Source organism: Nonomuraea mesophila, assembly GCF_004352805.1.
In the GTDB taxonomy this organism is placed as follows: domain Bacteria; phylum Actinomycetota; class Actinomycetes; order Streptosporangiales; family Streptosporangiaceae; genus Nonomuraea; species Nonomuraea longispora.
The window spans coordinates 25961-50810 of the sequence record NZ_SMLD01000014.1; the positions used below are offsets into that span (position 1 = coordinate 25961).

At 70.4% G+C, this 24850-nt stretch carries 19 protein-coding genes; 14 read left to right on the forward strand and 5 right to left on the reverse strand.

Annotated features, from left to right (window positions below; all coding sequences use genetic code 11):
* The first annotated feature begins 12 nt into the window (after positions 1-12).
* Positions 13-1176, forward strand: coding sequence for an amidohydrolase (locus E1295_RS08100; protein WP_132629150.1), 1164 nt, complete (start codon positions 13-15; stop codon positions 1174-1176).
* 27 nt (positions 1177-1203) lie between these two features.
* Positions 1204-3696, forward strand: a complete 2493-nt coding sequence (locus tag E1295_RS08105; protein ID WP_132629152.1) for a Tex family protein — start codon at positions 1204-1206, stop codon at positions 3694-3696.
* A 167-nt stretch (positions 3697-3863) separates the two neighbouring features.
* Here the strand turns inward: E1295_RS08105 and E1295_RS08110 are convergent, their stop codons facing one another.
* Positions 3864-5930, reverse strand: coding sequence for an AfsR/SARP family transcriptional regulator (locus tag E1295_RS08110; protein WP_132629154.1), 2067 nt, complete (start codon positions 5928-5930; stop codon positions 3864-3866).
* Positions 5931-6103: 173 nt separating this feature from the next.
* On the opposite strand from E1295_RS08110, the gene E1295_RS08115 reads away from it, so the two are divergent.
* The 10 genes from E1295_RS08115 to E1295_RS08160 all read left to right on the forward strand — a co-directional run bounded on the left by E1295_RS08115 (position 6104) and on the right by E1295_RS08160 (position 18365).
* Positions 6104-7240, forward strand: coding sequence for a hypothetical protein (locus E1295_RS08115; protein WP_132629156.1), 1137 nt, complete (start codon positions 6104-6106; stop codon positions 7238-7240).
* Positions 7241-7770: 530 nt separating this feature from the next.
* Positions 7771-8277, forward strand: a complete 507-nt coding sequence (locus E1295_RS08120; protein WP_220448602.1) for a pyridoxamine 5'-phosphate oxidase family protein — start codon at positions 7771-7773, stop codon at positions 8275-8277.
* Positions 8278-8482: 205 nt separating this feature from the next.
* Positions 8483-10477, forward strand: a complete 1995-nt coding sequence (locus E1295_RS08125; protein ID WP_166427137.1) for a YcaO-like family protein — start codon at positions 8483-8485, stop codon at positions 10475-10477.
* A complete protein-coding gene (locus E1295_RS08130) occupies positions 10470-12665 on the forward strand; it encodes a xanthine dehydrogenase family protein molybdopterin-binding subunit (protein ID WP_132629160.1) in 2196 nt (731 codons plus the stop codon). The genes E1295_RS08125 and E1295_RS08130 overlap by 8 nt, the downstream gene beginning before the upstream one ends.
* Positions 12662-13459 carry an FAD binding domain-containing protein gene (locus E1295_RS08135; RefSeq protein WP_132629162.1) on the forward strand — a complete coding sequence of 266 codons (798 nt, stop codon included), beginning with the start codon at positions 12662-12664 and terminating at the stop codon, positions 13457-13459. Before E1295_RS08130 ends, E1295_RS08135 begins: the two co-directional genes overlap by 4 nt.
* Positions 13460-13467: 8 nt before the next feature.
* On the forward strand, positions 13468-14004 hold the full coding sequence (locus tag E1295_RS08140) for a (2Fe-2S)-binding protein (protein WP_132629164.1): 537 nt from the start codon (positions 13468-13470) through the stop codon (positions 14002-14004).
* On the forward strand, positions 14001-15227 hold the full coding sequence (locus E1295_RS08145; protein WP_166427138.1) for an MFS transporter: 1227 nt from the start codon (positions 14001-14003) through the stop codon (positions 15225-15227). The genes E1295_RS08140 and E1295_RS08145 overlap by 4 nt, the downstream gene beginning before the upstream one ends.
* Before the next feature lie 38 nt (positions 15228-15265).
* The gene (locus E1295_RS08150; protein ID WP_132629168.1) at positions 15266-15778 is read left to right on the forward strand and encodes a 2OG-Fe(II) oxygenase; all 513 of its coding nucleotides are present in this window, start codon (positions 15266-15268) and stop codon (positions 15776-15778) included.
* The gene (locus E1295_RS08155) at positions 15775-17058 is read left to right on the forward strand and encodes a M16 family metallopeptidase (RefSeq protein ID WP_132629170.1); all 1284 of its coding nucleotides are present in this window, start codon (positions 15775-15777) and stop codon (positions 17056-17058) included. Before E1295_RS08150 ends, E1295_RS08155 begins: the two co-directional genes overlap by 4 nt.
* Positions 17055-18365 (forward strand): M16 family metallopeptidase, encoded by a 1311-nt coding sequence (locus tag E1295_RS08160; RefSeq protein ID WP_166427139.1) that lies wholly within the window; start codon positions 17055-17057, stop codon positions 18363-18365. The genes E1295_RS08155 and E1295_RS08160 overlap by 4 nt, the downstream gene beginning before the upstream one ends.
* Here E1295_RS08160 and E1295_RS08165 read toward each other — a convergent pair.
* The 4 genes from E1295_RS08165 to E1295_RS08180 form a co-directional block, all read right to left on the reverse strand.
* Positions 18362-19087, reverse strand: a complete 726-nt coding sequence (locus tag E1295_RS08165; protein WP_132629174.1) for an AfsR/SARP family transcriptional regulator — start codon at positions 19085-19087, stop codon at positions 18362-18364. The genes E1295_RS08160 and E1295_RS08165 overlap by 4 nt on opposite strands.
* 118 nt (positions 19088-19205) lie before the next feature.
* Complete coding sequence (locus tag E1295_RS08170; RefSeq protein ID WP_132629176.1) at positions 19206-20279, reverse strand: spore photoproduct lyase family protein; 1074 nt, start codon at positions 20277-20279, stop codon at positions 19206-19208.
* Positions 20280-20297: 18 nt separating this feature from the next.
* Positions 20298-21044: a DNA-formamidopyrimidine glycosylase family protein gene (locus tag E1295_RS08175; protein WP_132629178.1), complete on the reverse strand. Its 747-nt coding sequence runs from the start codon at positions 21042-21044 to the stop codon at positions 20298-20300.
* A 9-nt stretch (positions 21045-21053) separates the two neighbouring features.
* A complete protein-coding gene (locus E1295_RS08180) occupies positions 21054-21752 on the reverse strand; it encodes a TetR/AcrR family transcriptional regulator (RefSeq protein ID WP_132629180.1) in 699 nt (232 codons plus the stop codon).
* Positions 21753-21849: 97 nt separating this feature from the next.
* On the opposite strand from E1295_RS08180, the gene E1295_RS08185 reads away from it, so the two are divergent.
* Positions 21850-23070, forward strand: a complete 1221-nt coding sequence (locus E1295_RS08185; protein ID WP_132629182.1) for a saccharopine dehydrogenase family protein — start codon at positions 21850-21852, stop codon at positions 23068-23070.
* 76 nt (positions 23071-23146) lie between these two features.
* A complete protein-coding gene (gene ilvD, locus E1295_RS08190) occupies positions 23147-24796 on the forward strand; it encodes a dihydroxy-acid dehydratase (protein WP_132629184.1) in 1650 nt (549 codons plus the stop codon).
* Positions 24797-24850 lie beyond the last annotated feature (54 nt).

Sequence of the window (24850 nt, forward strand, 5' to 3'; positions counted from 1 at the left end):
AGGGTGCTGGGCATGACCGACGTGCTGCTCCGTGGCGGGCTCCCCTGGGGGCGCGGCTCAACCGCCGACGTTCTCGTCCGCGACGGCCGGATCGCCCGCGTCGGCGAGGGCATCGACGCGCCCGGCGCCCGGGTCGCCGACGTCGGGGGCCGGCTGGTGCTGCCCGGTCTCGTCGAGGCCCACTGCCACCTCGACAAGACGCTCTACGGCGGGCCGTGGGTGCCCCACTCCGCCGACGACACGCTCGCGGGCCGCATCGGCAACGACCTCGCCCGCCGGGGCGAGCTGGGCGTGCCGAGCGTCGAACGGATCGGCGCGCTGCTGGAGCGCATGAGCGCGGCCGGCACCACCCATGTGCGCACCCACACCGACATCGACCCCGAGGTCGGGCTGCGCGGTGTCGAGGCCGTGCGCGAGGCGGCCGCGCGGTCCCCGGTCGACGTGCGTCAGGTCGCCTTCCCGCAGCACGGCGTGCTGACCACCCCGGGCACCGCCGAGCTGCTCGAAGAGGCGCTGAAGGGCGGCGTCGAGGCGGTCGGCGGCATCGACCCGGCAGGCATCGACCGTGACCCCGTGCGCCACCTCGACCTGGTCTTCGGCCTGGCCGAGCGTTACGGCACGCATCTCGACCTCCACCTGCACGACGGCGGCTCGCTGGGCGGCTGGGAGCTGGAGCTCATCACCGAGCGCACCCGCGTGCTCGGGCTGGGCGGCCGCGTCACGGTCAGCCACGCCTACGCGCTCGGCCAGCTCGACGAGGCCTACGTCGACCGGCTGGCGCGGGGCTTCGCGGAGGCGGGCGTGGCGCTCGCCACCGGGGCCGTCTACAACTACCCCGTGCCGCCGGTCAAGAAGCTGCGGGCCGCGGGCGTCACGATCGCGTGCGGGCACGACGGCATCCGCGACCTGTGGGGCCCCTACGGCAGCGGCGACATGCTGGAGCGGGCGATGCATCTCGCCTACCGCAGCACGTTCCGCACAGACGAGGACATCGAGCTGGCGCTGGAGGCCGCCACCTACGGCGGCGCCCGCGCGCTGGGGCTGACGGGCTACGGCCTGACCGAGGGTGACCGGGCCGACCTGGTGGTCGTGCCCTGCGCGGGCCCGGCGGAGGCCGTGGTCGTTCACCCTGCGCGCACTCTGGTCATGAAAGACGGCGTAGTCCTGCACAATTGACCGGCGGGACCATCGAAAGGCAACCAAGTGCTCTCTATTCACCAGCGGATCGCGGCAGAGCTCGGCGTACGCGACGGGCAGGTGCAGGCGGCCGTCGATCTGCTCGACGGCGGCGCGACCGTGCCGTTCATCGCGCGATACCGCAAAGAGGCCACCGGCGCTCTCGACGACGCTCAGCTGCGCACGCTCGAGGAGCGACTGCGTTACCTGCGCGAGCTGGAGGAGCGCAGGGCGGCCATCCTGGAGTCGATCGAGTCGCAGGGCAAGCTCGACGACGAGCTGCGCCAGCAGATCATGGCGGCCGAGACCAAAGCCAGGCTGGAAGACATCTACCTTCCTTACAAGCCCAAACGGCGCACCAAAGCACAGATCGCCCGGGAGCTGGGGCTGGAGCCGCTGGCCGACCAGTTGCTCGCCGATCCCTCGATCGACCCGGCCGCCGCCGCCGAAGGCTTCGTCACCGAGGGGGTGGCCGACGCCTCCGCGGCCCTCGAAGGCGCCAGGGCGATCCTGATCGAGCGCTTCGCGGAAGACGCCGACCTCATCGGCGCCCTGCGTGAGCAGCTGTGGAACCGCGGGCGGCTGGTGTCGAAAGTGCGCGAGGGCAAGGAGGAGGCGGGGGCCAAGTTCTCCGACTACTTCGAGTTCGGCGAGCCGTTCACCAAGCTCCCCTCCCATCGCATCCTGGCCATGTTCAGGGGCGAGAAGGAAGAGATCCTCTCCGTCACGCTCGAGCCCGACGACAGCCCCGACTACGAGATGCGCATCGCCTCCCGGTTCGGCGTCTCCGACCAGGGCAGGCCGGCCGACAAGTGGCTGACCGAGACCGTGCGCTGGGCCTGGCGCACGCGCATCCTCGTGCATCTCGGCATCGACCTGCGCATGCGGCTGTGGCAGACGGCCGAAGAGGAAGCGGTGCGGGTGTTCGCGGCCAACCTGCGCGACCTGCTGCTCGCCGCCCCGGCCGGCAGCCGGCCGACGATGGGCCTCGACCCCGGCCTGCGCACCGGCGTGAAGGTCGCCGTGGTCGACGCCACGGGCAAGGTCGTCGAGACGGCCACGATCTACCCCCACGAGCCCAAGCGGCAGTGGTCCGAGTCGCTCGCCGTCCTCGGCGCGCTCGCGCAGCGACACGGGGTCGAGCTGATCGCCATCGGCAACGGCACCGCCTCGCGCGAGACCGACAAGCTGGCCGGCGAGCTGGTCCAGCACATGCCGTCGGTGACGAAGATCATGGTCTCCGAGGCCGGCGCCTCGGTCTACTCCGCCTCCCCCTACGCCTCGCAGGAGCTGCCCGACCTCGACGTGTCGCTGCGCGGCGCGGTCTCCATCGCCCGCCGGCTGCAGGACCCGCTGGCCGAGCTGGTCAAGATCGATCCCAAGTCGATCGGCGTCGGCCAATACCAGCACGACCTCGCCGAGTCCAAGCTCTCCCGCTCGCTCGACGCGGTGGTCGAAGACTGCGTCAACGCCGTCGGGGTCGACGTCAACACCGCGTCGGCGCCGCTGCTCACCCGCGTGTCCGGCATCGGCTCCACACTGGCCGAGAGCATCGTCCGCCACCGCGACGCCAACGGCCCCTTCCGCACGCGCTCGGCGCTGAAGAGCGTGCCCAGGCTCGGGCCCAAGGCGTTCGAGCAGTGCGCCGGCTTCCTGCGCATCCGCGGCGGCGACGACCCGCTCGACGTCTCCAGCGTGCACCCGGAGGCCTACCCCGTGGTGCGGCGCATCCTCGGCGCCGTCAAGAGCGACCTCAAGTCACTGATCGGCAACGCCGCGGCGCTGCGCTCGTTGCGGCCCGGCGACTTCACCGACGACACGTTCGGCCTGCCCACGGTCACCGACATCCTGCGCGAGCTGGAGAAGCCCGGCCGTGACCCGAGACCCGCGTTCAAGACGGCCACCTTCAAGGAGGGCGTCGAGAAGCTCTCCGACCTGACGCCGGGCATGATCCTGGAGGGCGTCGTCACCAACGTGGCCGCGTTCGGCGCCTTCGTCGACGTCGGCGTGCACCAGGACGGCCTCGTCCACGTGTCGGCCATGTCCCGCACCTACGTCAAGGACCCCCGCGACGTGGTCAAACCCGGAGACATCGTGCGGGTCAAGGTCCTCGACGTCGACATCCCCCGCAAGCGCATCTCCCTGACGCTGCGCCTGGAAGACGAGATCACCGGCCAGTCGCCGTCCGACGGCCCCCGCCGCGGCGCCGACCGCCGGGGCACCCGTGGCGCCGACGATCCCAGAGGCGAGACCCGCGACGGCAACCGCGGCACCGGCAACCGGGGCGACGGCGGCAGGGGCAACGCCGGGCGTGGCAACGACGGCCGCGGCCAGGGCGGGCGTGGCGACGGCGGTCGCGGCGGCCAGGGCGGTCGCGACGACCGCCGGGGCGACGACGGCAGAGGCAACGGCCAGCGCGGCGACGGAGGCCAGCGCGGACGCGGCGGCCAGCGCCGCCCCGCACCCACGGGCGCCATGGCCGAGGCCCTGCGCAAGGCGGGCCTCACCGGCGACAACTGACCACCGCAGCGATTCACCGCGCCCCCGGCCAGGAACCATCTGACTCACCGGACGAGCCAACCCCGACCAGTTGACCCGACCGGACGGGGGCGCTCGGCCAGGTGAAGCAGCAGGTCCAGAGCGGCAAGCAGCTATCGCGTCACTCTGCGATGCCCGCACGCCGGCGACTAGAGGTACTTCGAGATTTCGCATTTCGGGTCGCCGGCGTTCGGCACGTCGAAGATGACCTCCAACCGGATCCAGCCCTGGCCGCGGGAGTAGTTCTTCTCGCGAAGATTGCGCACCCCGTCGTTCGAGATGGCGCTGTCGGTGGACGTCTTGGTGGTCGGCGCCGTTCCGGAGTCGCCGATGGTGATGTTGTTCTCCGTACGCCTGCCGTGCGAGTTGTAGATGTAATAGTCGATCTTCGTGATCGTCCTGCCGCCGTTGGTGTAGTAGACGTACGCCGAGGCGTTTCCGGCGCTGGAGACGCACGAGAGGGGCAGCGTCTCGGCGGCGGCTGCCTGGGCTGGGTTCGTCGTGGCGGCCAGGCTGATCGCGGTCACGGCGGTGACGCAGGATGCCGCCAGGCGGGTGGAGAGCTTGGGCACGTGGGTTCCCTTCAACGACTGGCAGATCGGCAACAGCACTCTCGGCGGCCGACCTCGGTGTTCGGCGGGTTGCCAGCTCCAGAGTGCCCAAGCGCGCGTGTGAATTGTTGAGCGACAGCCCACGCTTCTTGGCTCTGCGTTCACCGTCGCTCCGCGGTCTCGCCGCGCGGAACCCTCGTGCTCTGACGTGTGTGCGGGAGCGGGCTGTCGCGCAGCCGCTCGGCCCATGTTCGGAGCGGGAAGTCGGGCTGGGCGGCGGCGCGGGCGGCCATCACCGCCAGGGCAAGGGGAAGCCGCGCGCAGCGAGAGATGATGGCGTCGACGGCCTCGGGCTCGGCGACGACACGATCGTCGCCGAGCCGCCGAGCGAGCAGCCGGCGCGCTTCGACGTCGGTGAGCAGGCCCAGAGAGATGGGCCGGGCGGCCTGGGCCGCGACCAGACGGGAGAGATGGTCGCGGCTGGTGATCAGGGCGACAGCCCGGTGCGGCCGGCAGCAGGGGCCGTACCTGTTCCTCGTCACGAGCGTCGTCCAGGAGAACAAGCATGCGCTTGCCGGCCAGGAGACTGCGGTAGAACCCCGCCTGGGCGTCCGCGTCGGCAGGGATCCGCTGCGGTGGCACCCCGAGTGCGTCGAAACACCGGCGCAGCGCTTCGGCCGGCGTCACCCTGTGACCGAGTGGATCGAAGCCGCGCAGGTTCACGTACAGCTGACCGTCGGGAAACCGGTCCGCGACCCGGTGCGCCCAGTGCACCGCCAGCGCGGTCTTGCCGATGCCGGCCGTACCGGAGACGACCGAGATCACCACGCCCGGCGCGTCGCCGCCCTCGTCGTCGGGCAGCAGTTCGTCGAGCAGTTCGAGCTGGTCGTCCCTGCCGGTGACGTCGCGGGTGGCCGCCGGAAGGTGGCGCGGCACGACCGGCGCGTCCGGTGACCCGTGCCCGCCCAGCGCGACCGCGGCCGGCGGCGGGCCCGGCGGCGGCCCGACCCCCGGATCGGGTACGCCGGCGAGCATCTGCCGATGCAGTTGTTGCGCGCTCGCGCATGGCTGGATCCCCAGCTCCTCGTCGAGAAGGTGGTACAGCCGCTGGTATTCGGCCAGCGCTTCGGCCTGGCGGCCCGATCGGTACAGCGCGAGCATGAGCCGTTCGCGAAAGGATTCGCGCAGTGGATGTTCGGCCACCAGCGCCGTCAGCGCGCCGGCCAGTTCGGTATGACGGCCGAGCGCCAGCTCGGCGTCGATCCTGTCCTGCATGACCCCGAGCCGTCGCTCCTCCAGCCGTGGCCGCTCGAGGAGGATCAGCGGGCCGGTCGTGTCCCCCAGTGCGGGCCCCCGCCACAGGTCGAGCGCGGCGCCGAGATCGCGAGCGGCGTCCGACGGCCGGCCGTCGGCGAGCGCGGCCCGTCCGCGCTCCGCGAAGCGCCCGAAGACGGCGAGATCGCTCGTCGTCTCGTCCAGCCGCAGGACGTAGCCCGGAGCGCGATACACGAGCGGGGACGCGCGGTCGGCGTCCCTGCCCGGTGCTCGGCGGAGTTTCGAGATCATCTGCTGAATCTGGTTGGCGACCGTTGACGGCACGTCCTCGTCCCACAATGCCGTGATCACCCGATCGACGGAGACGACGCCGTTCGCGTTGAGCACCACAAGTGCGAGAGGCGCGCGATGTTTCGAACCGCCAAGCGGCACCGGCGCCCCGTCCCGACGGACCTCGACAGGCCCGAGAATGCGGATCTCCGTGCAGCCCCACTCCTCGCCCTCGATCAGAATAGAGGGCAGGAGCGAGGGACAAGAGGCGCGAGCCCGCAAGGTACGGTCGGATGGTGAGCACTGAGGCGTTTTCCACGGCTGTCGGCCAGGCTCGTGACCTGCTCAGGTGGCGTTCACCGCTGCGGACCGAGCTCTGGGCGGCCAGGATCACGGCCGGGTTGGCGCCGGAGCGGGTGCGACCGTTCCTGGCCGAGCTGGCGGCGGACGGCGGTCCTGAGGCGCGGCTCACGCTGGTCGCTCTGGCCGCGGTCAACGCCGGCCGGCCGTCGCCTCCCACCGGCGCTCCGGATGCGCCGGACGCGGCGTCCGGCCCTCTGGCAAGCGACGGCGAGGCCGTAGATGACGGGCAGGCTGCGGGTGACGGCGAGGCGGTGAGCGACGGCCAAGCGGCGGGTGACGGCGGGTCTGCGGCTGACGGCGAGGCGGTGGTGGGTGCCGGGGTGTACGCCGACGCCGCCCGTGGGCTGGACGAGACGCTCGCCGGGTGGGTGCGCCGGATGGGCCGGGTGACGTGCGAGGGCGCCTGGTACGGCAAGGCCGACCCGTACGGCGAGCAGGTGCTGGCCGTGCTCTCCTTCCGGTATGACAACGGCAAGGAGCCGCACATCCTGGTGGTCGGCATCGACCAGCCGCATGGCGGGCTGGCGGTCGACGCGCTGGTCGAGGAGGCGAAGTTCCTCGACGATCTGGAGCTGGCGGCGGCCGAACCGGGGACGGTGGCCGGGCGGATCCTGGACGCGTTCGAACTGGGTGACCGGATCATGGGGGTGGAGGTCGCGGACACGCTGGCGGGCGTGCGGCCGCTGGCGATCACCCGTGCGCAGGGCGTCCCCGGCCTGGTACACGGAGCGTCCGACGACACCCTGGCCCGGTTCCGGGATCTGCCGGAGATGCCGGGAGCGCGGGAGGCGTTCGAGAAGCTGGCCGAGTTCGTCGGGGATCGGCCGCTGTGGTGGAGTCCGCGGCGGGTCTCGGCGTTCCTGACGTCGTGGTTGCCCAGGGAGGCGATCCTGTCGGAGGCGGCCATCGCGGCGATGCCGGAGGTGGTCCGGGCCTGGAGCCGGTTCAGCGGCGATCACCCCGCGGTGCTGCGCCAGGTCGACGCGGACGCGCCCCGCCTGCCCGCGCTCATGGCCGACGACTCCCTGGCCGGGCTGGGCAAACGCATCGCCCAGAACCGCCTCTGACCCGGCCGCTCCATGTCCTTGCCGAACGGTTCCGGCAAACGTATCGCCCAGAACCGCCTCTGATCCCCGGCCGTACCCCGCCACGCGCCCGGCCCCGGCCAGGTCCCGGGCCGGCGCACATCTCGCGAGAATCCGCCCCTCGGCGGACGCGCCGCTGCGACGCCTGCCCGTAGCCGGTCACGCGCGGGACGCCCCCGCCGAAGAACTTGCGATGATTTTTTCCCGGGCCGGCCAGGTGAAATATCAATCAGCAGCCTGTCACATATTCGATGAATACCGGCCGCATTCCGAGTGCATTCCTCGCCGTGTCACGATTCTCCGGCAATCACCTGCACGAGCCTTTCGAGGAGGTGGACATGTACGAGGAGATCAACGACGCTCCGGCGATGCTGGACGTGACCCGGGGACATCACGCGATGAGCAAGGCGTCCTTCGCGTGGGAGCAGCTTTCCGAGGAAGCTGACGCTTAGTCCTGAGTTCATCAGGGCTGCCAGGGCCGGCACGCCGGTGACAACCGGCGTGCCGGCCCTGTGGAACCGGACAACAGAAGTCGCGAATGGATCACCATGGCCGATTGGGAAGCGCTGAGAATCGCAGACGGCGCAATGGCGGAATTGGGCCGTAAGATAATCGATCGCTTGAGTATCGCCTATCTGGCGACGGTGACGGCGGACGGCTGGCCGCGCGTACATCCGGTCTGCCCCTTCTTCCACGGCACCGGAATTTACGTGGGCCTGATCGAGACCTCACCGAAATGCCGTGACCTGCTGCGCGACGGAAGATATGTCCTTCACGCGCTTCCTGGTCCCAGCGACGCCGAATTCTGGCTCCGAGGGCGGGCTCGCGCAGTGGATGACGGAGAACGCGCCGAACTTGCCCGTGCGGAGCACGGGGCGATACCGGACACGAGCCGGGTGTTCGAACTCCTCATCGCCACCGCGCACACCGCCGTCTATCGTCCGGGGGAGAACGATCTTCCTGCCCCCACCCGCCGTCGGTGGGCCGCCGCCCTAGTGGAAAGGGCGGCCGATGCGTGAACGAATGTCGCCGCCGGATCTCCGCCCGCGGGTCATCTCCGTGGACGTACGGCCGCATCCGGCGGGTGGGTCGCTGCTGTCACTGCCCGCTGGGAAGCTGTGGCGCGTTCCGCCGGCTCCGGGTGAGATCGAGAGTCTGCTGAGGAACTGCGACGGCAGCACACCGCTGAGCACGCTGTGCGCATCCGCCGCCGACCCGGCGGCCATGAACGAGCTGATCACCGCCCTGCTCGACGCCGGAGCTCTGGCCGACGGGGCCGGGTGCGGGCGCGCCGACGCCTCGCTGATCCTGGTCGGGGACGAGACGCTGTGCGACCTCGTCGTGGACAGCGGCCTGGTCCGGGAGTTCCGTTCGGCTGTGCCCTGCTCGCCCGAACACTTCGAGGAGGTCGCGCGCGCATCGTCGCGCGATCATCTGGTGGTCGCCCTCGATGCCGGTCTGAACCCGGACTTCCTCACCGGGATCAACGACATCTGCGCGTTGCTGGGACTTCGGTGGACGCAGTTCCATCTCGACCACGGAAAGGGCTGGCTCGGCCCGCACGTGGACCCCGGACGCAGCCCGGACTACCGGGACCTGCTGGGGAGGCGGCTCGCCGCCGCCGAGGACGCCGCCGTCCAGCGGGCCCTGCTCACCCGAGCGTTCAGCGCGCACGACGGATCGCCGGCCGAGCTGACGTGGATGCTCTCCCTCCTGTTCGCCGACATCGCTCACTGGGTGGCGGGACGGCCGGCCCAAGGATGGTGGCACGAGGTCGAGGTGAACCCGTCGGATCTGACGGTTTCGCGGCATCCGGTGCTTCCCTTGCCGCTTCGAGAGGGGCCCCGGTCACTGCAGCCGCCTGGCTCGGGTGCCGACCTCCTCGTCGACCGGCGTACCGGGATCATCACCGCCCTTCATGAGGCCCACCGCCATCCGTCGCTTCCTGACGCGCTGGTGACCGTACTGAGCCGCGTATCTGACGTGAGCCGGCTTTATCCCCATGTCAACGATCGGATCTGCACAGGGAGCACATTTGCTGACCACGAGGGTGCCCGTGCCGCGGCAATGGGCGAAGCTCTTGAACGGTACTGCGGGAATCTCGTACGGAAGGACCTTCTTGCGCGAGGCTCCTACAGCAGTCTGATCGCTCGCGGGGAACACTGCGTCGATCCGGAGCGACTGGTCCTTTTCTCCGAGCGCCAGTACAACACCCCAGGCTTTCCCTTCGTCCCTTTCACCAGGGAGCACGAGACCTGGTGGGTGGCTGGCCGCTCCCTGTCCAACGATCGCCCGGCGTTTCTTCCCGCGAGCCTCACGTACGTCAACTGGCATATCGGCGACTTCAGCGACGAGCAGCCGACCAACAATCCGTTCTATCCCGGCATAGCGGCGGGGCCGAATCTGGAAGCGGCCATGACGTCCGCCCTTCAGGAGATCGTCGAACGGCACGCGACGATGATCTGGTGGGCCAATGCGCATGCGCTTCCCGCGGTGATCCCGACGTCCCGGTTGGAGGGCCTGTGGCAGCGCGGCAGCGCGCAGCGGGCCTGGCTGATTCATCTGGACAACGAGTTCGGCGTCCCCGTCTTCGCCGGCGTGGTGGAGGACGTCGAGAACGAGCTGTTCAACATCGGGTTCGCTGCGAGGAGCGACCCGGAGGCCGCCGCGGCGAAGGCGTGGACGGAGGCACTGACCCTGCAGGACGTCAGCAGGGACCTGCTCGACCCTCACGGAGACTTTCGCCGGGCGGCGGCCAACGACGAGTTCAGTGACCGGTTCGTGAAACCGTGGCGCCGCGACCGCGCCTACCTCGACGACTATCGGCCGGACTTCCGCGATGCCGGAGATCTCATGTGCCAGCAGCAGATCTTCCTCGACCCTCGGGCCCGTGACGTCGTACGTCCCTGGACCGACGTGCCGGCGACGAGGAGCTTCGAGGACGTCCCGAGCATGCCCGACGGTTCGCTCAACAGCTATCGCAAGGTGCTCGAGAGCCGCGGACTGGAGATTTTCTACGCCGATCTGAGCACGCCGGACGTGGAGGCCACGGGAATGCGGGTGGTCCGTGTCCTGGTCCCAGGACTGGTTCCCAATTTCGCCGCGGCCTTCCCTTTCCTCGGGCGCAAGGCCATCCAGGAAGCGGCCGTCCGCCTGGGCTGGCGTGTCAGCCCTCTCGCCGAAGAAGACATCAATCTCTTCCCCCTTCCTCATGCCTGACCCGAGTCGCCACCTCGTCGGCGAGTCGCTGCCGCGCCTGGACGGGTGGGAGAAGGCCACCGGACGCTTCAGGTACCTGACCGACATGACCATCCCCGGCGCCCTATGGGCGTCCGTCATCCGCTCGCCCCATCCGCGCGCTGACGTCCTGTCGATCGACGATGCCGGCGCCATGGCACTGTTCCGCGCAGCCGACGTCCCCCAGGTCCCCTTCAACCCAGCCGCCGCACCACCCAGCGACCAACTCGATCTGGCACGGGACAAATACCTGCTGACGGACGCTGCCCGGCACGTGGGTGATGGGGTGGCCGTGGTGGTGGCAGGGACGCGGTCCGAGGCGCAGGAGGCGGCCCGTGCCGCCCGAGTGCGCTGGCTCCCCAAGGAGCCCGTCCTCGACATCGACAGCGCGCTCGAACGCGGGCGAGTCCTGGGAACGCTTTCGGCGGGAGACTCCGCAACGGCCGCCTTCACCGCCTCGGATCTGGTGGTGTCGGAGAGGTTCTGGAATCCCGCCGCGCAACACGTCTGCCTGGAGCCGCACGCCTGCGCGGCGGTTCCGGAGGACGGTGGCATCACGCTGTGGAGCAACACCCAGTCCCCTGCTCAGATCAGGCGGCTGTGCGCGGAGATACTGCGGCTGCCCCAAGAACGGATCCGGCTGCGCAAGGTAGCCGAGGGCGGCGGCTTCGGCGGGCGTCAGGAACTGTACGAAGAAGCTCTGGTCTGCTGGCTGGCACTCCGGCTCGGCCGACCGGTCCGGCTGACGTACAGCCGCGATGAGGAGTTGACGGCGGGCCGAGGCCGTCATGGCGCACGGCTCGACGTGCGGATCGGGCTGACCGGCTCCGGCCGCGTGCTCGCCTCGGAGATCGATGTCGTCCTCGACTCCGGTGCCTACGCATCGCACGCCCCCTACGTCCTGGGAGCCATGGCGACCGCTGTTCCCGCCCTGTATCCGTACGCGACTCACCGGTTCACCGGTACGGCCGTACAGACCGACACCCTGCCGGGCGGCGCCTACCGGGGCTACGGAGGCGCCCAGGTCAATTTCGCGTTCGAGCAGGTCATGGACATCGCGGCGCGCCGGCTGGACCTCACTCCCGTCGGGATCAGGCGCGTCAACGTGCACCGCCCCGGCCACGACGGCGCTCCTGCCGCGGTGGGCGGTCGCAGCAGGACGGTGCTCGACCACGGTGAGCGGTTCATGACGGCCCCCACCGTGGGGTCCGACGGCCGGCTGCGCGGGAGCGGCGTCGCCATCGCCACGAAGTCCAGTGTGACCTCACCGGCGGAGGACACCAGTGAGGCACGCGTGCGCTGGAACGCCGACGGCAGCGTGACCCTTTACACAGGCACCTGCGACAGCGGCACCGGCTCGAGCACCGTGCTCGCCCAGATCGTGGCCGAGGAGATCGGGCTTCCTTTCGCCTGGGTGCAGGTGGTGGAGGGGGACACGGCCGCGGGCCCGGCCGACGTGGGAAGCACCGCGCAACGCAGCGTCTTCGTCGGTGGGGAGGCCGCCCGGCTGGCCGCGGCAGCCGCCCGGCGCGCACTCCTTGACCACCTGGTCGGCCGGTCGGACGTTGACGCGGCGGACCTGGATCTGGTGGCGGGAAAGATCATGTGCTTCCGGACCGGTGAAGAGGTCCCGCTCGATCGCGCCGACCTGGCGAACGTGACATCCATGGGCGGCACCGCCGTCCATGCCCCGAGATCCGGTACACCCTCGTTCGCTGCCTGCTTCGTCCGTGTCGCCGTCGATCAGAACACCGGGGTCGTCGAGGTCGAGGACTGCCTCGCGGTGGTGGACTGCGGCCGACCGATCAACCCGCAGGCCGCGGCGGGTCAGGTCCACGGCGGCACCGTCCAGGGCCTCGGGCTGGCTCGCATCGACGCATGGCTGCCGGGAGAGGACGGCCACGGCCCGGGGACCATCCAGGCGCACGGGGCGCCTGGTGCAGTGGATGTTCCTCCGGTGAAGGTCGTGTTCTCGGTCGTGCCGGTGGACGGAGGGCCGTTCGGCGGCAACGGAGTGGGCGAGGTGCCGATCACGCCCGTCGCCGCCGCGGTCGCCAACGCTCTCGCGGACGCCACAGGCGTGCGCTTCACCCGGTTGCCCCTGCGGCCGCAGGAGGTCTGGCAGGTCCTTCGCCGTAAGAGCGCAGAGCAGGAGGTGAGCCGTCCATGAACGTCTCCACCGTCCACCACGTACGTGATGTTTCCGAGCTGGCCGCTCTGCTCCGGTCACGGCCCCAGGTTGTCCTGCTCGGGGGCGGCACGCTCGCGGTGCCCGCCTGCCGGGACCGGAAGGTGGAGATCGTCCCGTTGGCCGCGATCGAGGAACTGCACCGGTACGGGACGAGAGAGATCGGTGCCGCGACCACTCTGGCGAGAATCGCAGCGGACCAGACGCTCCCTGCCGTGTTGCGCGAAGCGGCATCAAGCGTCGCAGGCCCTGCGGTGCGGAACCTGGCGACCGCGGGCGGCAACGTCGGATCACGGCAGCCGGCCTGCCTGGCGGTGGCGCTCCTGGCTCTGGACGCCGCCGCGGGCGAACTCGCCGTGCACGAGGGCGAGATCGCCTGGCATCCCCTGGAGGTGGTTCTGCGCCGACAGCCTGCCCCCGTCATCGCGTTGCGCTGGTCGCCCCCGCCCTTCTCCGCCTTCGAGAAAGTCGGTGTCCGGGCCGCGGGAGGGCCGAACCTCGCAACCGTGGCCGCGGGCTGGTGGGGTGCGGACGACCCGGCCCGGTGCTCGATCGCTGTCGGGTCCACGGGCACCGTGCCCCATCGGCTCAGGCACGCGGAGAAGACCTGGGCCGGTCACGCCGGTGACCTTCGCGAGGCGGCCAGGGCGAGCGGCGCAGCCGCGGCGCGTGAGGTGCGGGTCGGCGTGCGCGACCCGGGCGAGCGGGCCTACCGGCGTCATCTCGTGGCAAGCCTGGTCGAACGTGCCCTGCTCAGATGCGTCGAAGCCACCTAGGGGGAGGCATGAACGAAGAGGTGTACGTCAACGGCGAACGAGTCTCTCTTCCCGCGACGGAGCGCCGGCTGGTCGACTGGCTCAGGGACGATCTGGGACTCACCGGCACCAAGGAGCCCTGCGGTCGCGGACACTGCGGAGGGTGTTCGGTCCTCCTCGATGAGGCCGTGGTACCGGCCTGCTGCGTGCTGACGTCCGGCGTGGCCGGTCGCCGCGTGCTGACCATCGAGGGTCTTGAGACCTTGGGCGACCCGTTGCCCGCCGCGTTCGTCGCCCACGGCGCCGTCCAGTGCGGATTCTGCACACCGGGGATGATCGTCGCGGCGCGAGCCCTGCTCTGCGACGCGGACCCGACGGGGCCGCCTCTCGACCACAGCACGGTCCGGCGGGCGTTGGCCGGAAACCTGTGCCGCTGCACCGGATACGGCCAGCAGGTCTCCGCGATCCTCAGCACCGCGGCTGACGAGGGATTGCCCGTCATTCCTCACGACGCGGAACCGCTGCTCGCCCCGCCGGTCGAACCGGCATGTCAGGAGCCGCTGTGAACTGGTCGAACCAATACTGGGAGACGCTGCGAGGCAGTCCCGCGTTCCGCAGGTTCTGGCTGGGCGTCACCGTCTCTCGCACCGGCGACACCATGACCGTTGTCGCCCTCTCCTGGCTGGTGGTGAACGAGGCCGGTGCGGCCGAACTCGGGCTGGCCCTGATGTTCTTCGGACTGCCGCGCGTGTTGAGCGGCCCGCTCAACGGCATGCTCATGGACCGGTACAGCCGGCGCCTGGTCATCGCCGTCGACAACGCCGGCCGTGCCATCGCCATCGGCGTGCTCGCGCTGTTCCAGTGGTCGGGTGATCTGCAGATGTGGCACGTGTACGGGGCCGCGCTGGCGTGTGCGCTTCTTTCACCGGCCAGCGACATCGGAGAGCGCACACTGACTCCCCATCTGGTGCCTGACTCCCGGCTCGACAGCGCGAACGGCCTGCTCTCGATCAGCTGGGAGCTCTCGACCATCGCCGGGCCGGCCCTGGCCGGCGGCCTCATCCACGCGCTCGGGGTCGCGCCGACCCTGATCGTCGACGCCGGGAGCTTCCTGGTCATGGCTCTCGTCGCGCTGAGACTGCCGCGCGAAAGCGACCTGACCAAAGACTCCTCGTCCCCGGCGCCGGCCTTCGGAGGCTTCCGCCTGCTCGTGACCAACCGCGCGATCCTCCTGCTCACGGTGGCCGCCTTCGGTGTGCTCGTCACGGGGGGAACGATGGAAGTCCTGCTTCCCGTCTACAGCACGCAGGTGCTGCACGCGGGCGTCGTCCAGTACAGCGCGCTGCTCACCGTCTGCGGGGCCGGAGCGTTGCTGGGACTGCTCGTGTACGCACCGCGGCTCCGTGATCGGCCACCGCACCGGGCGCTGGCGTTCGTACTGCTGGCCACGGGGGTCTCGCAGGGCCTGCTCGTACTCGCCGACACCGTTCTCGCGGCGGCCGTCATCCTGTTCGTCGCGAGCGTCGTGGGGGCGCCCTTCTACGCCATGGAACGGACGCTGATACAGCGGACTGTGCCGGATCACCTGCTCGGCAGGGTGGCCGGAGCCCAAAGTGCTTTCAGAACGCTGGGGTTCCCGCTCGGGGCCGCGTCAGGAGGCGCCGCGCTGGGGCTGGTTCCCGTGGCCGCGGTGCTGATCACCGTCTCCGCGATCCTCGTCGCCCTCAGCCTGATGCTCGCCGGAGCACGATCGCTTCATGGGGCCGTGGCGACGTCGTCAGCCCGCTGACGCCCGTACATCATCGGACGCACACCAAAGGAGGACAGATGAACGACATCAGCGCCCTGCTCTACCGCGGGCGGCCGCAATGGGTCACCGACGAGCTCCTCGCTGGGCTTGTCTCGGAGTCGCAGGCTCTCCGTCCGCAAGCACAAGTGGGAGAGCGCCAGTTCTACCGGCGCGGAGGAGACGCGGCCGCGGCGGTCGCGTTCTCGGCCGAACTGCGTGGCCTCGTGGAGCAGCATGTCAAACCCGCCGCACCGACGCACTTCTGCGACTACCTCTACTACGACCGCGAAGGCGACGGCATCGACCCCCATGTCGACACCGAGGAGTTCCCTCTCAACGTCCTCATGATGCTGGTGCACGAAGGCGAGGAGCGTAGTTCGAACCTGGTCCTGTTTCCTTCCGGCGGTCCGGAAACCGCGACTCCTGTCCCTCTGCGGCCCGGAGAACTGGTCCTGTTCCGCGCGAACGAGATCATTCACGCCCGGTCCCGCCTGGCCGCGGGCGAGCGGGTCCACCTGCTGACGTTCGGCTTCCGACGAGCGGCTGCATGATTCACGACTACCTGCTCGACAACGGACTGAGGGTGATTCTTTCCGAGGATCGGCGAACCCCGGTGGTGGCGGTCTGCGTGTGGTACTCGGTCGGCTGCCGCGACGAGGAACCGGGACGGACCGGGCTGGCGCACCTCTGCGAACATCTGATGTTCCAGGGGTCGGCCAACGTGGCGCGCAACGAGCACGTCGAGCGCATCCACCTGATGGGCGGTTTCGCCAACGGCACCACGCATTTCGAGCATTCGCTCTATCTGGACGTGCTGCCTGCCGAGCACCTCGACCTGGCGCTGGACCTCGAGGCTGACCGGATGGCGACGATCGCCGGGAGTCTCACCGAGGAGAAGGTCGCCACGCAGCGCGACGTCGTGGCGAACGAATGGCGCGAGCGTTACGGCGGGCATGGTGACGGAGCACGGTGGCGGGAGCTGATGGCGCGAGCGCACCCGGAAGGGCACCCCTACGCCCATGTGCCCAGTGGAGAGATCCGGGATCTGCCGGCTCTCTCCTTGGAGAACTGCCGCGATTTCTTCCTGACCCACTACACCCCTGACAGGGCCATGCTCTCGATCGCCGGAGGTTTCTCGCCGGACAAGGCAGCCGAAAGCGTCGAGCGGCGCTTCGCAGCCCTGCCCTCGGGCGGAAGGCGTGGTGGACGCGCCCGATTCCCGTCACCGGTCGCCCGCAACGGTCGCGGACAGCCGGCGCTGCGAAGGGCCGATGCGCATGTCCTCTGGGGTTCGGTGTTGTCAGCATTTCGCCTCGCCGCTCCGGGACGTGACTTCCTCGCGCACGAGCTCGCGCTCACGGCGCTGGGCAAGGGACCGGTCAGCCGCCTTTGGCGGCGGCTCATCCAGGAGACTCCGGTGGCTTCGCACGTCTCCATCGGATGCAGCAGGCTCATACACGCGCCGTCCGTCGTATGGCTCGAACTCAAGGCCGCACCGCACGTGAGCATGACGGCCCTGGAAGACGCGGTTGCCACCGAGTTGCTGCGCTTCGCCGGCGAGGGGCCCGATGATGAGGAACTGGAATACGCGCGAACACATCTGGTCCGCGGCTGGATGGAGAAGCTGAGCTCGGTGGAGGGCCGCGCGGAGGAACTGTGCCGGCGGGCCGCGCTCGACGACCGGCCTGAATCCGTCGACCAAGCGGAAGAACTCATCCGCCACGTCTCGTCCGAAGCGGTCCGCGAAGCCGCTGCCGAGTTCCACCCGGACCATCGAACGTCGATCGTCCATGAACCAGCCGCCCCCACCTCATGCGGCGGACCATCATGACGCCGGCATGGACGTTTCCCCAGCCGCGGCGTACCCGGCTCGCCAACGGTGCGACCTTGTTCTCGCACCGTACGCGCGGCTCCGCACTCTCTGCCGTTCATCTCGTTCTCGACCTGCCCAGCGAAGCCGAGCCCTCCGGTCTGGACGGCATCGCTTCCATATGCGCGAAGGCTCTCGCGCTCGGGGCCTGCCACGACGACCAGCGGCACTTTCTCGCCGAGCTCGCGAGATTGGGGGCCACCATGGGCGCACGCTGCGACGACGTCTCGATCCGCCTCACGATGGAGGCTCCCAAGGAGCACATCGCCGCCGCCCTCGCACTGATCGCGCCTGCCCTGGCGGACCCCGCCTTCCCCGGCACGGAGATCGAGCGGCTCGTGCATCAGAGGCTCGAGGCGATCCACCGGAGCGGCAACGACCCGGCCGCGCTGGCCGCACGTGCCGTGAACACCAGACTCTTCACCGGCGCAGGACGGCTGTCCCGGCCCCGGGGCGGCACCGCCTCCACCGTGTCGGAGATCTCCGCTGATCAGGTCCGTGCGTTCTATGCGTCGAACGTCCGGCCCGAGAACACGTCGATCGTTCTCGTCGGCGACCACGATCCCGCCCGGCTCCCGCCGGACCTGGAACCGGCACTCGCGGCATGGCGAGGCAACGGCGTCTCACCCGCCGTACGAAACCACGAGCCTCTTCGGCCAGGCGAACCCGCCTTGGTGCACATTCCAGGCGACCACGCGCAGACGCATGTCGCGATGGCGGGTCTCGTCCCGGGCCAGAGTGCTCCGGAGTGGCCCGCGGTCATGGTCGGCGGCTTCTGCCTGGGCGGGACCGTGACCTCCAGGCTGGACCAGCAGCTGCGCGAGACGAACGGACACTCATTCGGGTTCCGGGCTCGCACCCGGCCGCTGCGGGCACGGGGCGTGCTGACCGTCACGGGGGCGGTCGCGCCCGCGGTGACAGAGGCCGCGCTCGAGGACGTGGTGGCGATCGTCGAACGGATCCGCGAGGAGGGCTTCACCGAGACCGAATGCGAAGCGGCGATCCGCTATCTCCGGGGCTCGGCCCGCGTGCAGTTGCAGACCACGAGGTCGATCGCCGCGGCGCTGGCCGATCAGGCTGCGTACTCGCTGGCCGACGACCACCTGGCCCGCCTGCACGCATCCCTGCGCGGCGTCCGGGCAGACGACGCCTCCAGCGCCGTGGCGTTCACGCTTGACCCTTCGCGCTGTGTCCGGGTCGTGGTCGGAGGTGGTGGGCTGCCCGCCGCGCGCGTGCGAGAAGCGTTCGGAGGAACGAGCGGGCACTAGCTCTGAAGGATCTTCTGGTGCAGGTCGCGGAGTTCGGGGCCCGGTTCCACGCCCAGTTCCTGGTTCATGGTCTGTCTCGCCTGCTCGTACGCCATCAGAGCGGATGACCGATGGCCCAGCCGGGACAGCGCGATCATCCGCTGCGTCCAGAATCGTTCGTGCAGCGGGTACGTCTCGAGATGCAGCGAGAGTTCCTCCACCACCGTCTCGTAGTGGCCGAGTCCCAGTTCGGCCTCCATGAGGCTCTCGATCACGAGGAGCTTCTGGTTCTCCAGCCGGTTGGCCGCCCCTCGCCACGCCGCGCGGCTGGGGAGATCCGCGAGGAGCGGCCCTCGCCACTGTGCCATGCCTCGACGCAGCGCCACGCGTGCGTCCTTGTAGCAACCCAGGCCGACCAGCAGCCGCCCCTGCCGTACCTGCTGTTCGAAGACGTCCGTGTCTCGCTCGGCGGGCGTGATCTTCAGTACGTAGCCAGTGTGCCGGCGCTCGATCCGCTCGCGGCCGAGCAGCGCCCGAAGATGGAAGACGTGGGTCTGGATGTTCTTGGTCGCGGTGGACGGTGGGTCGTCGCCCCACAGGACGTCGGCCAGGCGCTCCTGCGTGACCAGGTGTTCGCCCTCGACTATCAGGGCGGCCAGCAGCATCCGGCGCAGCGGCGGACCGATGGCCAGGTCACCTTCAGGGCCGGTGACCTCCAAGGGCCCGAGAATCTTGAAGAGCATCCAGGCATCACCTCGTCTCTTACGCGATCCACCTCGCGGCTGGAAGACTGTGACGAGCGTAGGTACGAGGGCTTTCGGTTTGATTTACGTCACGTCCCCGGCGATCGCACGACAGGGGTCAGAAGGCGTACCGGATGCGGCAGTACGGCAGCTTGGTGTTGATCAGGTCGGTGAGGGCGGTCACATAGCGGCCCTTGAGTCCGGTGCGGTAGCGGACGTTGTAGCCGCCCGTCTGCGACCGCTTGGCCTGCTGCACGTCCGGCCGCCACAACACCTCCTCCGCCTTCGGATGCCAGCCCAGGTTGACCTCGTGGAGGCGTTCGTTGTGGGTGAGGAACACGATCTCGGCGGCGAGTTGCCGTCGCGCTTCGGCGTTCAGGGCGTCGTCGAGGTGTTGCAGCAGTTCGGCCCAGCTCTCCAGCCAGCCGTCGCGGACGACGACCGGGCTGAGGTTGACGTGCACCTCGTAGCCGGCGGCGACGAAGTCGTTGATCGCCGCGATCCGTTCGGTGATCGGTGAGGTGCGGATGTCGAGGAGTTTGGCGTCGGCGGCGGGCATGAGGCTGAAGCGGATCCTGGTGCTCGACCGGGGGTCCCAGTCGAGCAGGTCGCGGTTGACGTACTTGGTGGCGAAGCTGGCCTTGGCGCCGGGCAGGTCGCGGAACGTCTCCACGAGGTCGCGGACGTTGCGGGAGATCGTGGCGTCGACGGAGCAGTCGGAGTTCTCGCCGATGTCGTAGACCCAGTCGTGCGGGTCGACCTGGTCGGGCTCGGGTTTGACGCCCTGGCGGGCGGCGTGACGCTGCAGGTAGGCGATGATCTTGCCGATGTTGGCGAAGACGGTGATCGGGTTGCTGTAGCCCTTGCGGCGCGGCACGTAGCAGTAGGCGCAGGCCATCGCGCAGCCGTTGGCCGTGGACGGGGCGATGAAGTCGGCGGAGCGGCCGTTGGGGCGGGCCGTCAGCGACTTCTTCACTCCGAGCACCAGGGCTTCGGTCTTGATGCGCACCCAGCGGGCGACGTTGGCCTCGTCGCCGTAGAGCTCGGGGATGCGGTGGTGGCCGGCGATCTCGACGAGCTCGGCGTCGGGATAGCGGGCGAGGATCTCCTGGCCGCGGGGCAGCTCGGCGGCCGCGGGTTCGAGGTAGATGCGCCGGATGTCCAGCAGGTTGTCACGTGTGGTCATGCTCATGTCACTCCCCTTGCCAGGCTACCCGGGCTGGTCCTGTGGGCAGGCATAGGCGGTTCTGGAGGCGAGCTGCCACGTCCGTACGCCGGCCCCGCACCGCCGGCACCGGTCGCGTTTGTAGACCCAGCGTTCGCCGGGTGCGTCCGGGTCGCTGACGACCTGCCCGGCGTCGCGGCCGAGCGGCATGTACGCGGTCGCCGTCTCCCACAGGCGGGCGGCGGCGTCGGGGCCGATGCCGCGCTCACCCGGGTGCAGGCCGGTCAGGAACAGCAGTTCCGCCCGCCACGCGTTGCCGATGCCCGCCCACACGCCCTGGTCGAGCACGGCCGCGCCGACCGGGCCGCGGAAGGAGGTGAGCCGTTCGACGGCCTCGGCGGGCTCGGCGTCCCGGCGGAGCGGGTCGGGGCCGAGTGAGGCGCGCAGGCCGGCGAGGGCCTGCGGATCGAGCGGTTCGCACCGGATGGGGGCGATGAGGTCGTACGCCACCTCGTCGGTGGCCAGCCGGAGCCGGGTGCCGCCTCTGGGAGCGGTCGCCGGGTCGGCGTGGCGCAGGAAGAGGCCGCGCATCCCGAGGTGCACGTGGATGGTGGGGGCTCCGTCGACGTGGTAGAGAAGGTGCTTGCCCACGGCCTCCACCTCGGTGACGGCCCTCCCGTCGTAGGGGCGGGCGTCGAAGCGCCCCTGGGGGCTGGTGGCGCGCACGACCCGGCCGGACAGCGCCGCGTGCTGCTCGCCGGCGTGGCGGTGGATGAGATGGCCTTCGGGCATAGCTCCGATCTACCCGCTGAGCTGGGCCGAAGCGCTGGACAGCAACATGTCGAGCGCCGTCGGGTACGCGCTGTCGTTCATGTGGGCGACGAGCAGCGGCGCGGTGGCGGCGATGTGGGGATGGGTGGCGGCGGGCAGCCGGGCGTACGTGTCGCGCCACACCTCCTCGTCGGCCTCCCGCGCGGCCTTGGGCAGGGCGAGGGTGGCGGCGTCGAGGATGGCGAAGGCCAGGCTCTGGTCGATGAAGGCGTGGTAGATGCGTACGGCGTCGTCGTCGGGGAAGCCGGCGCCGCGCAGGACGCCGAGGATCGTCTCGTCGCCCGCCACCTCGTTGGGCCGGCCGGTGACGCGGCTGGCGGTGAGCAGGGCGGCCTGCGGGTGGGCGAGGTAGGCGTGGTGGATGCGCAGGCCGAGGTCGCGCAGATCGGCCCGCCAGTCGCCGGTGGCCGTCCAGCCGGCCATGGCGTGGCCGTACAACTCGTCGGCGATGGCGAGGATCAGGTCGTCCATGCCGCGGAAGTAGCGGTAGACGGTGCTGGCGTCGGCCCCGAGCGCGTGGCCGAGACGGCGCGCGGTGAGCCCGGCCGCGCCGTGCTCGCGCAGCATCCGCAGCGCGGTCTCGACCATGAGCCGGTGGGTCAGGACCTGTCCGTGTTTGGTGGGGCGCCGCCGCCTGCGTGACGCCTCGTCGACCACCCGTTTTGCCACCGTACGCCCCTTATGCCAACGCCATTGACGTTGATGACCCTAAGGCATTGGATAAACGACACACCCCTCAAATCCACATAAAAGGGGACCTATCGTCATGCGTATCCTCCTCGTCGGCTCCGGCGGCGTCGGCACCGCCATCACCAGGCTCGCGGCACGGCGCCCGTTCTTCGAGCACATGGTCGTCGCCGACCACGACCTCTCCCGCGCCGAGGCGGCCGTCGCCACACTGGGCGAGCGGGCGGGCAGGTTCACCCCGGCCAGGGTCGACGCGGGCGACGGCGCCGCCGTCACCGCGCTGCTCGCCGGGCACGGCTGCGACGTCCTGCTGAACGCCACCGACCCCCGGTTCGTGTTGCCGCTGTTCGAGGCCGCGCTCGCGGCCGGGGCCGGCTATCTCGACATGGCGATGTCGTTGTCGCGGCCGCACCCCGACCGGCCGTACGAGGAGGTGGGCGTGAAGCTGGGCGACGAGCAGTTCGCCCGCGCGGACGCGTGGGCCGCGTCCGGCAGGCTCGCTCTGGTCGGTATGGGCGTGGAGCCGGGCCTGTCCGACGTCTTCGCCCGCTACGCCGCCGACGAGCTCTTCGACGAGATCGAGGAGATCGGGGTCAGGGACGGCGGCGACCTGACCGTCGAGGGGTACGCGTTCGCGCCGTCGTTCTCCATCTGGACCACCATCGAGGAATGCCTCAACCCGCCCGTCGTCTACGACAGAGAGCGCGGCTGGTACACCACGGAGCCGTTCAGCGAGCCGGAGATCTTCGACTTCCCCGAGGGCATCGGCCCGGTCGAGTGCGTCAACGTCGAGCACGAGGAGGTCGTGCTGGTCCCCCGCTGGGTGGACGCCGGCCGGGTCACCTTCAAGTACGGTCTCGGCCAGGACTTCATCGACAAGCTCAAGGCCCTGCACGCCATGGGCCTGGCCGGCACCGAGCCGATCGAGGTCAGGTCCGGCCACGGGACCGCCCTGGTGGCCCCGCGCGACGTGGTCGCCGCCGCCCTCCCCGACCCGGCGGGGCTGGGCGAGCACATGCGCGGCAGGACCTGCGCCGGCACCTGGGTGAAGGGCGTCAAGGACGGACGGCCGCGCGAGGTGTACCTGTACCACATCGTGGACAACGCCTGGTCGATGCGCGAGTACGGCTCCCAGGCCGTGGTCTGGCAGACCGCCGTCAACCCCGTCGTCGCGCTGGAACTGCTGGCCGGCGGGGTGTGGAAGGGCGCGGGCGTGCTGGGGCCCGAGGCGTTCGACGCGCGCCCGTTCCTGGACCTGCTGGCCGCGTACGGCTCACCGTGGGGCCTGCGCGAGCAGTGAGGGGGCCGGAGGAAAGCGCAGGAAACGGACACAGGATCATTGAGGTGCGACGACCCGTACATCGGAGGTTGACCCCTTGACCATCGCCGACGATCCCGACCGCGCACCCGCCCGCTCCCACCTCTACGCCATGGGCCTGTCGGACGAGGACATGCGCCGCCCCGTGGTGGGCATCGCCTCCACCTGGACCGGCACCATGCCGTGCAACCTGAACCACCGCGAGCTGGCCGCCCACGTGGCCGACGGCGTACGCGCGGCGGGCGGGCTGCCGATGGAGTTCAACACCATCGCCGTCTCCGACAACCTGACCATGCACACCCCCGGCATGCGCACCTCGCTGATCAGCCGCGAGGTGATCGCCGACTCCATCGAGCTCATGGGCCGGGCGCACTCCTTCGACGCCCTGGTGGCCATCGTCGGCTGCGACAAGACCGTCCCGGCCGCCATCATGGCGCTGGCCCGGCTGGACGTGCCCGCGGTCGTCCTCTACAGCGGCAGCATGCTGCCGGGCCGCTGGCGCGGACGCGACGTCACCATCCAGGACATGTGGGAGGCGCTCGGCGAACGCGCCGTCGGCCGCCTCGACCAGAGCGAGCTGGACGACCTGGCCCGCCACGCCTGCCCCGGGGCCGGCACCTGCGCCGCCCAGTACACCGCCAACACCATGGGCAGCGTCGCCGACTTCCTCGGCCTGGCCCCCTTCGGCATCGGCGACATCCCGGCCGTGGCCCCGGAGAAGGACGCCGCCGCCCGCCAGGCCGGCCGGATCGCCATGGAGGCGCTGGCCCGTGACGCGCGCCCGTCGCGCATCCTGACCGAGGACGCCCTGTACAACGCGATCGTCTCGGTCGCGGCCATGGGCGGCTCCACCAACGCCGTCCTGCACCTGCTCGCCATCGCCCGCGAGGCGGGCCTGCCGCTCGGGATCGACACGATCGGCGAGGTGTGCCGCCAGGTGCCGATCATCACCGGGCTCAAGCCGAGCGGCGGCCCCCACACCGCCGTCGACCTGTGGCGGGCGGGCGGCACGTCCCTCGTGGTCCGCCGCCTGCTGGAGGCCGGGCTGCTCAGGAAGAACGTCGCCCTGGTCGACGGCCGTACGCTCGCCGACGTCGCCGCGCAGGCAGAGGAGAGCCCGGGGCAGCAGGTCGTGGCCGACGCGGGGCAGCCGTTCAAGGCCCGCGGCGCGCTGGCCATCCTGCGCGGCTCGCTCGCGCCCGACGGATGCGTGCTCAAGCTGGGCGGCAAGGACGACTTCCGTCACGAGGGCCCGGCCAGGGTGTTCGACTCGGAGGACGCGTGCATCGCCGCCATCGAGGCGGGCCTGATCGTGCCGGGCGACGTCATCGTGGTCCGCTACGAGGGCCCGGCGGGCGGGCCGGGCATGCGCGAGATGCTCTCGATCACCGGCCCGCTGGTCGGCCGGGGCCTCGGCACCTCGGTGGCCCTCGTGACCGACGGGCGCTTCAGCGGCGTCTCGCACGGGCGGGTGATCGGCCACGTGGCCCCGGAGGCCTACCACGGCGGCCCGATCGCGCTCGTACGCGACGGCGACCCGATCGTCGTCGACAGCGCCGCCTCCACCCTGGACCTCCTGGTGCCCGAGGCCGAGCTGGAACGCCGACGAGCCGCCTGGCGACGCCCGGAGCGCGAGGTCGAACGCGGCGTGCTGACCAAGTACGTGGCCACCGTGCGCTCCGCCTCCGACGGCGCGGTCACCGCCTGAACCCGGCGGCGACCTCCGGGACCTCGGCATGGCCGGCGGGCGGCTATGCTGCCC

Excerpts from the sequence above, each read along its gene's own strand:
- E1295_RS08135 (WP_132629162.1), top strand. The coding sequence starts at position 12,662 with ATGAACGTCTCCACCGTCCACCACGTACGTGATGTTTCCGAGCTGGCC.
- E1295_RS08130 (WP_132629160.1), top strand. The coding sequence starts at position 10,470 with ATGCCTGACCCGAGTCGCCACCTCGTCGGCGAGTCGCTGCCGCGCCTG.
- E1295_RS08115 (WP_132629156.1), top strand. The coding sequence starts at position 6,104 with ATGGTGAGCACTGAGGCGTTTTCCACGGCTGTCGGCCAGGCTCGTGAC.
- E1295_RS08170 (WP_132629176.1), bottom strand. The coding sequence starts at position 20,279 with ATGAGCATGACCACACGTGACAACCTGCTGGACATCCGGCGCATCTAC.
- E1295_RS08150 (WP_132629168.1), top strand. The coding sequence starts at position 15,266 with ATGAACGACATCAGCGCCCTGCTCTACCGCGGGCGGCCGCAATGGGTC.
- E1295_RS08160 (WP_166427139.1), top strand. The coding sequence starts at position 17,055 with ATGACGCCGGCATGGACGTTTCCCCAGCCGCGGCGTACCCGGCTCGCC.
- E1295_RS08165 (WP_132629174.1), bottom strand. The coding sequence starts at position 19,087 with ATGCTCTTCAAGATTCTCGGGCCCTTGGAGGTCACCGGCCCTGAAGGT.
- E1295_RS08155 (WP_132629170.1), top strand. The coding sequence starts at position 15,775 with ATGATTCACGACTACCTGCTCGACAACGGACTGAGGGTGATTCTTTCC.
- E1295_RS08140 (WP_132629164.1), top strand. The coding sequence starts at position 13,468 with ATGAACGAAGAGGTGTACGTCAACGGCGAACGAGTCTCTCTTCCCGCG.
- E1295_RS08185 (WP_132629182.1), top strand. The coding sequence starts at position 21,850 with ATGCGTATCCTCCTCGTCGGCTCCGGCGGCGTCGGCACCGCCATCACC.
- E1295_RS08125 (WP_166427137.1), top strand. The coding sequence starts at position 8,483 with ATGAACGAGCTGATCACCGCCCTGCTCGACGCCGGAGCTCTGGCCGAC.
- E1295_RS08100 (WP_132629150.1), top strand. The coding sequence starts at position 13 with ATGACCGACGTGCTGCTCCGTGGCGGGCTCCCCTGGGGGCGCGGCTCA.
- E1295_RS08175 (WP_132629178.1), bottom strand. The coding sequence starts at position 21,044 with ATGCCCGAAGGCCATCTCATCCACCGCCACGCCGGCGAGCAGCACGCG.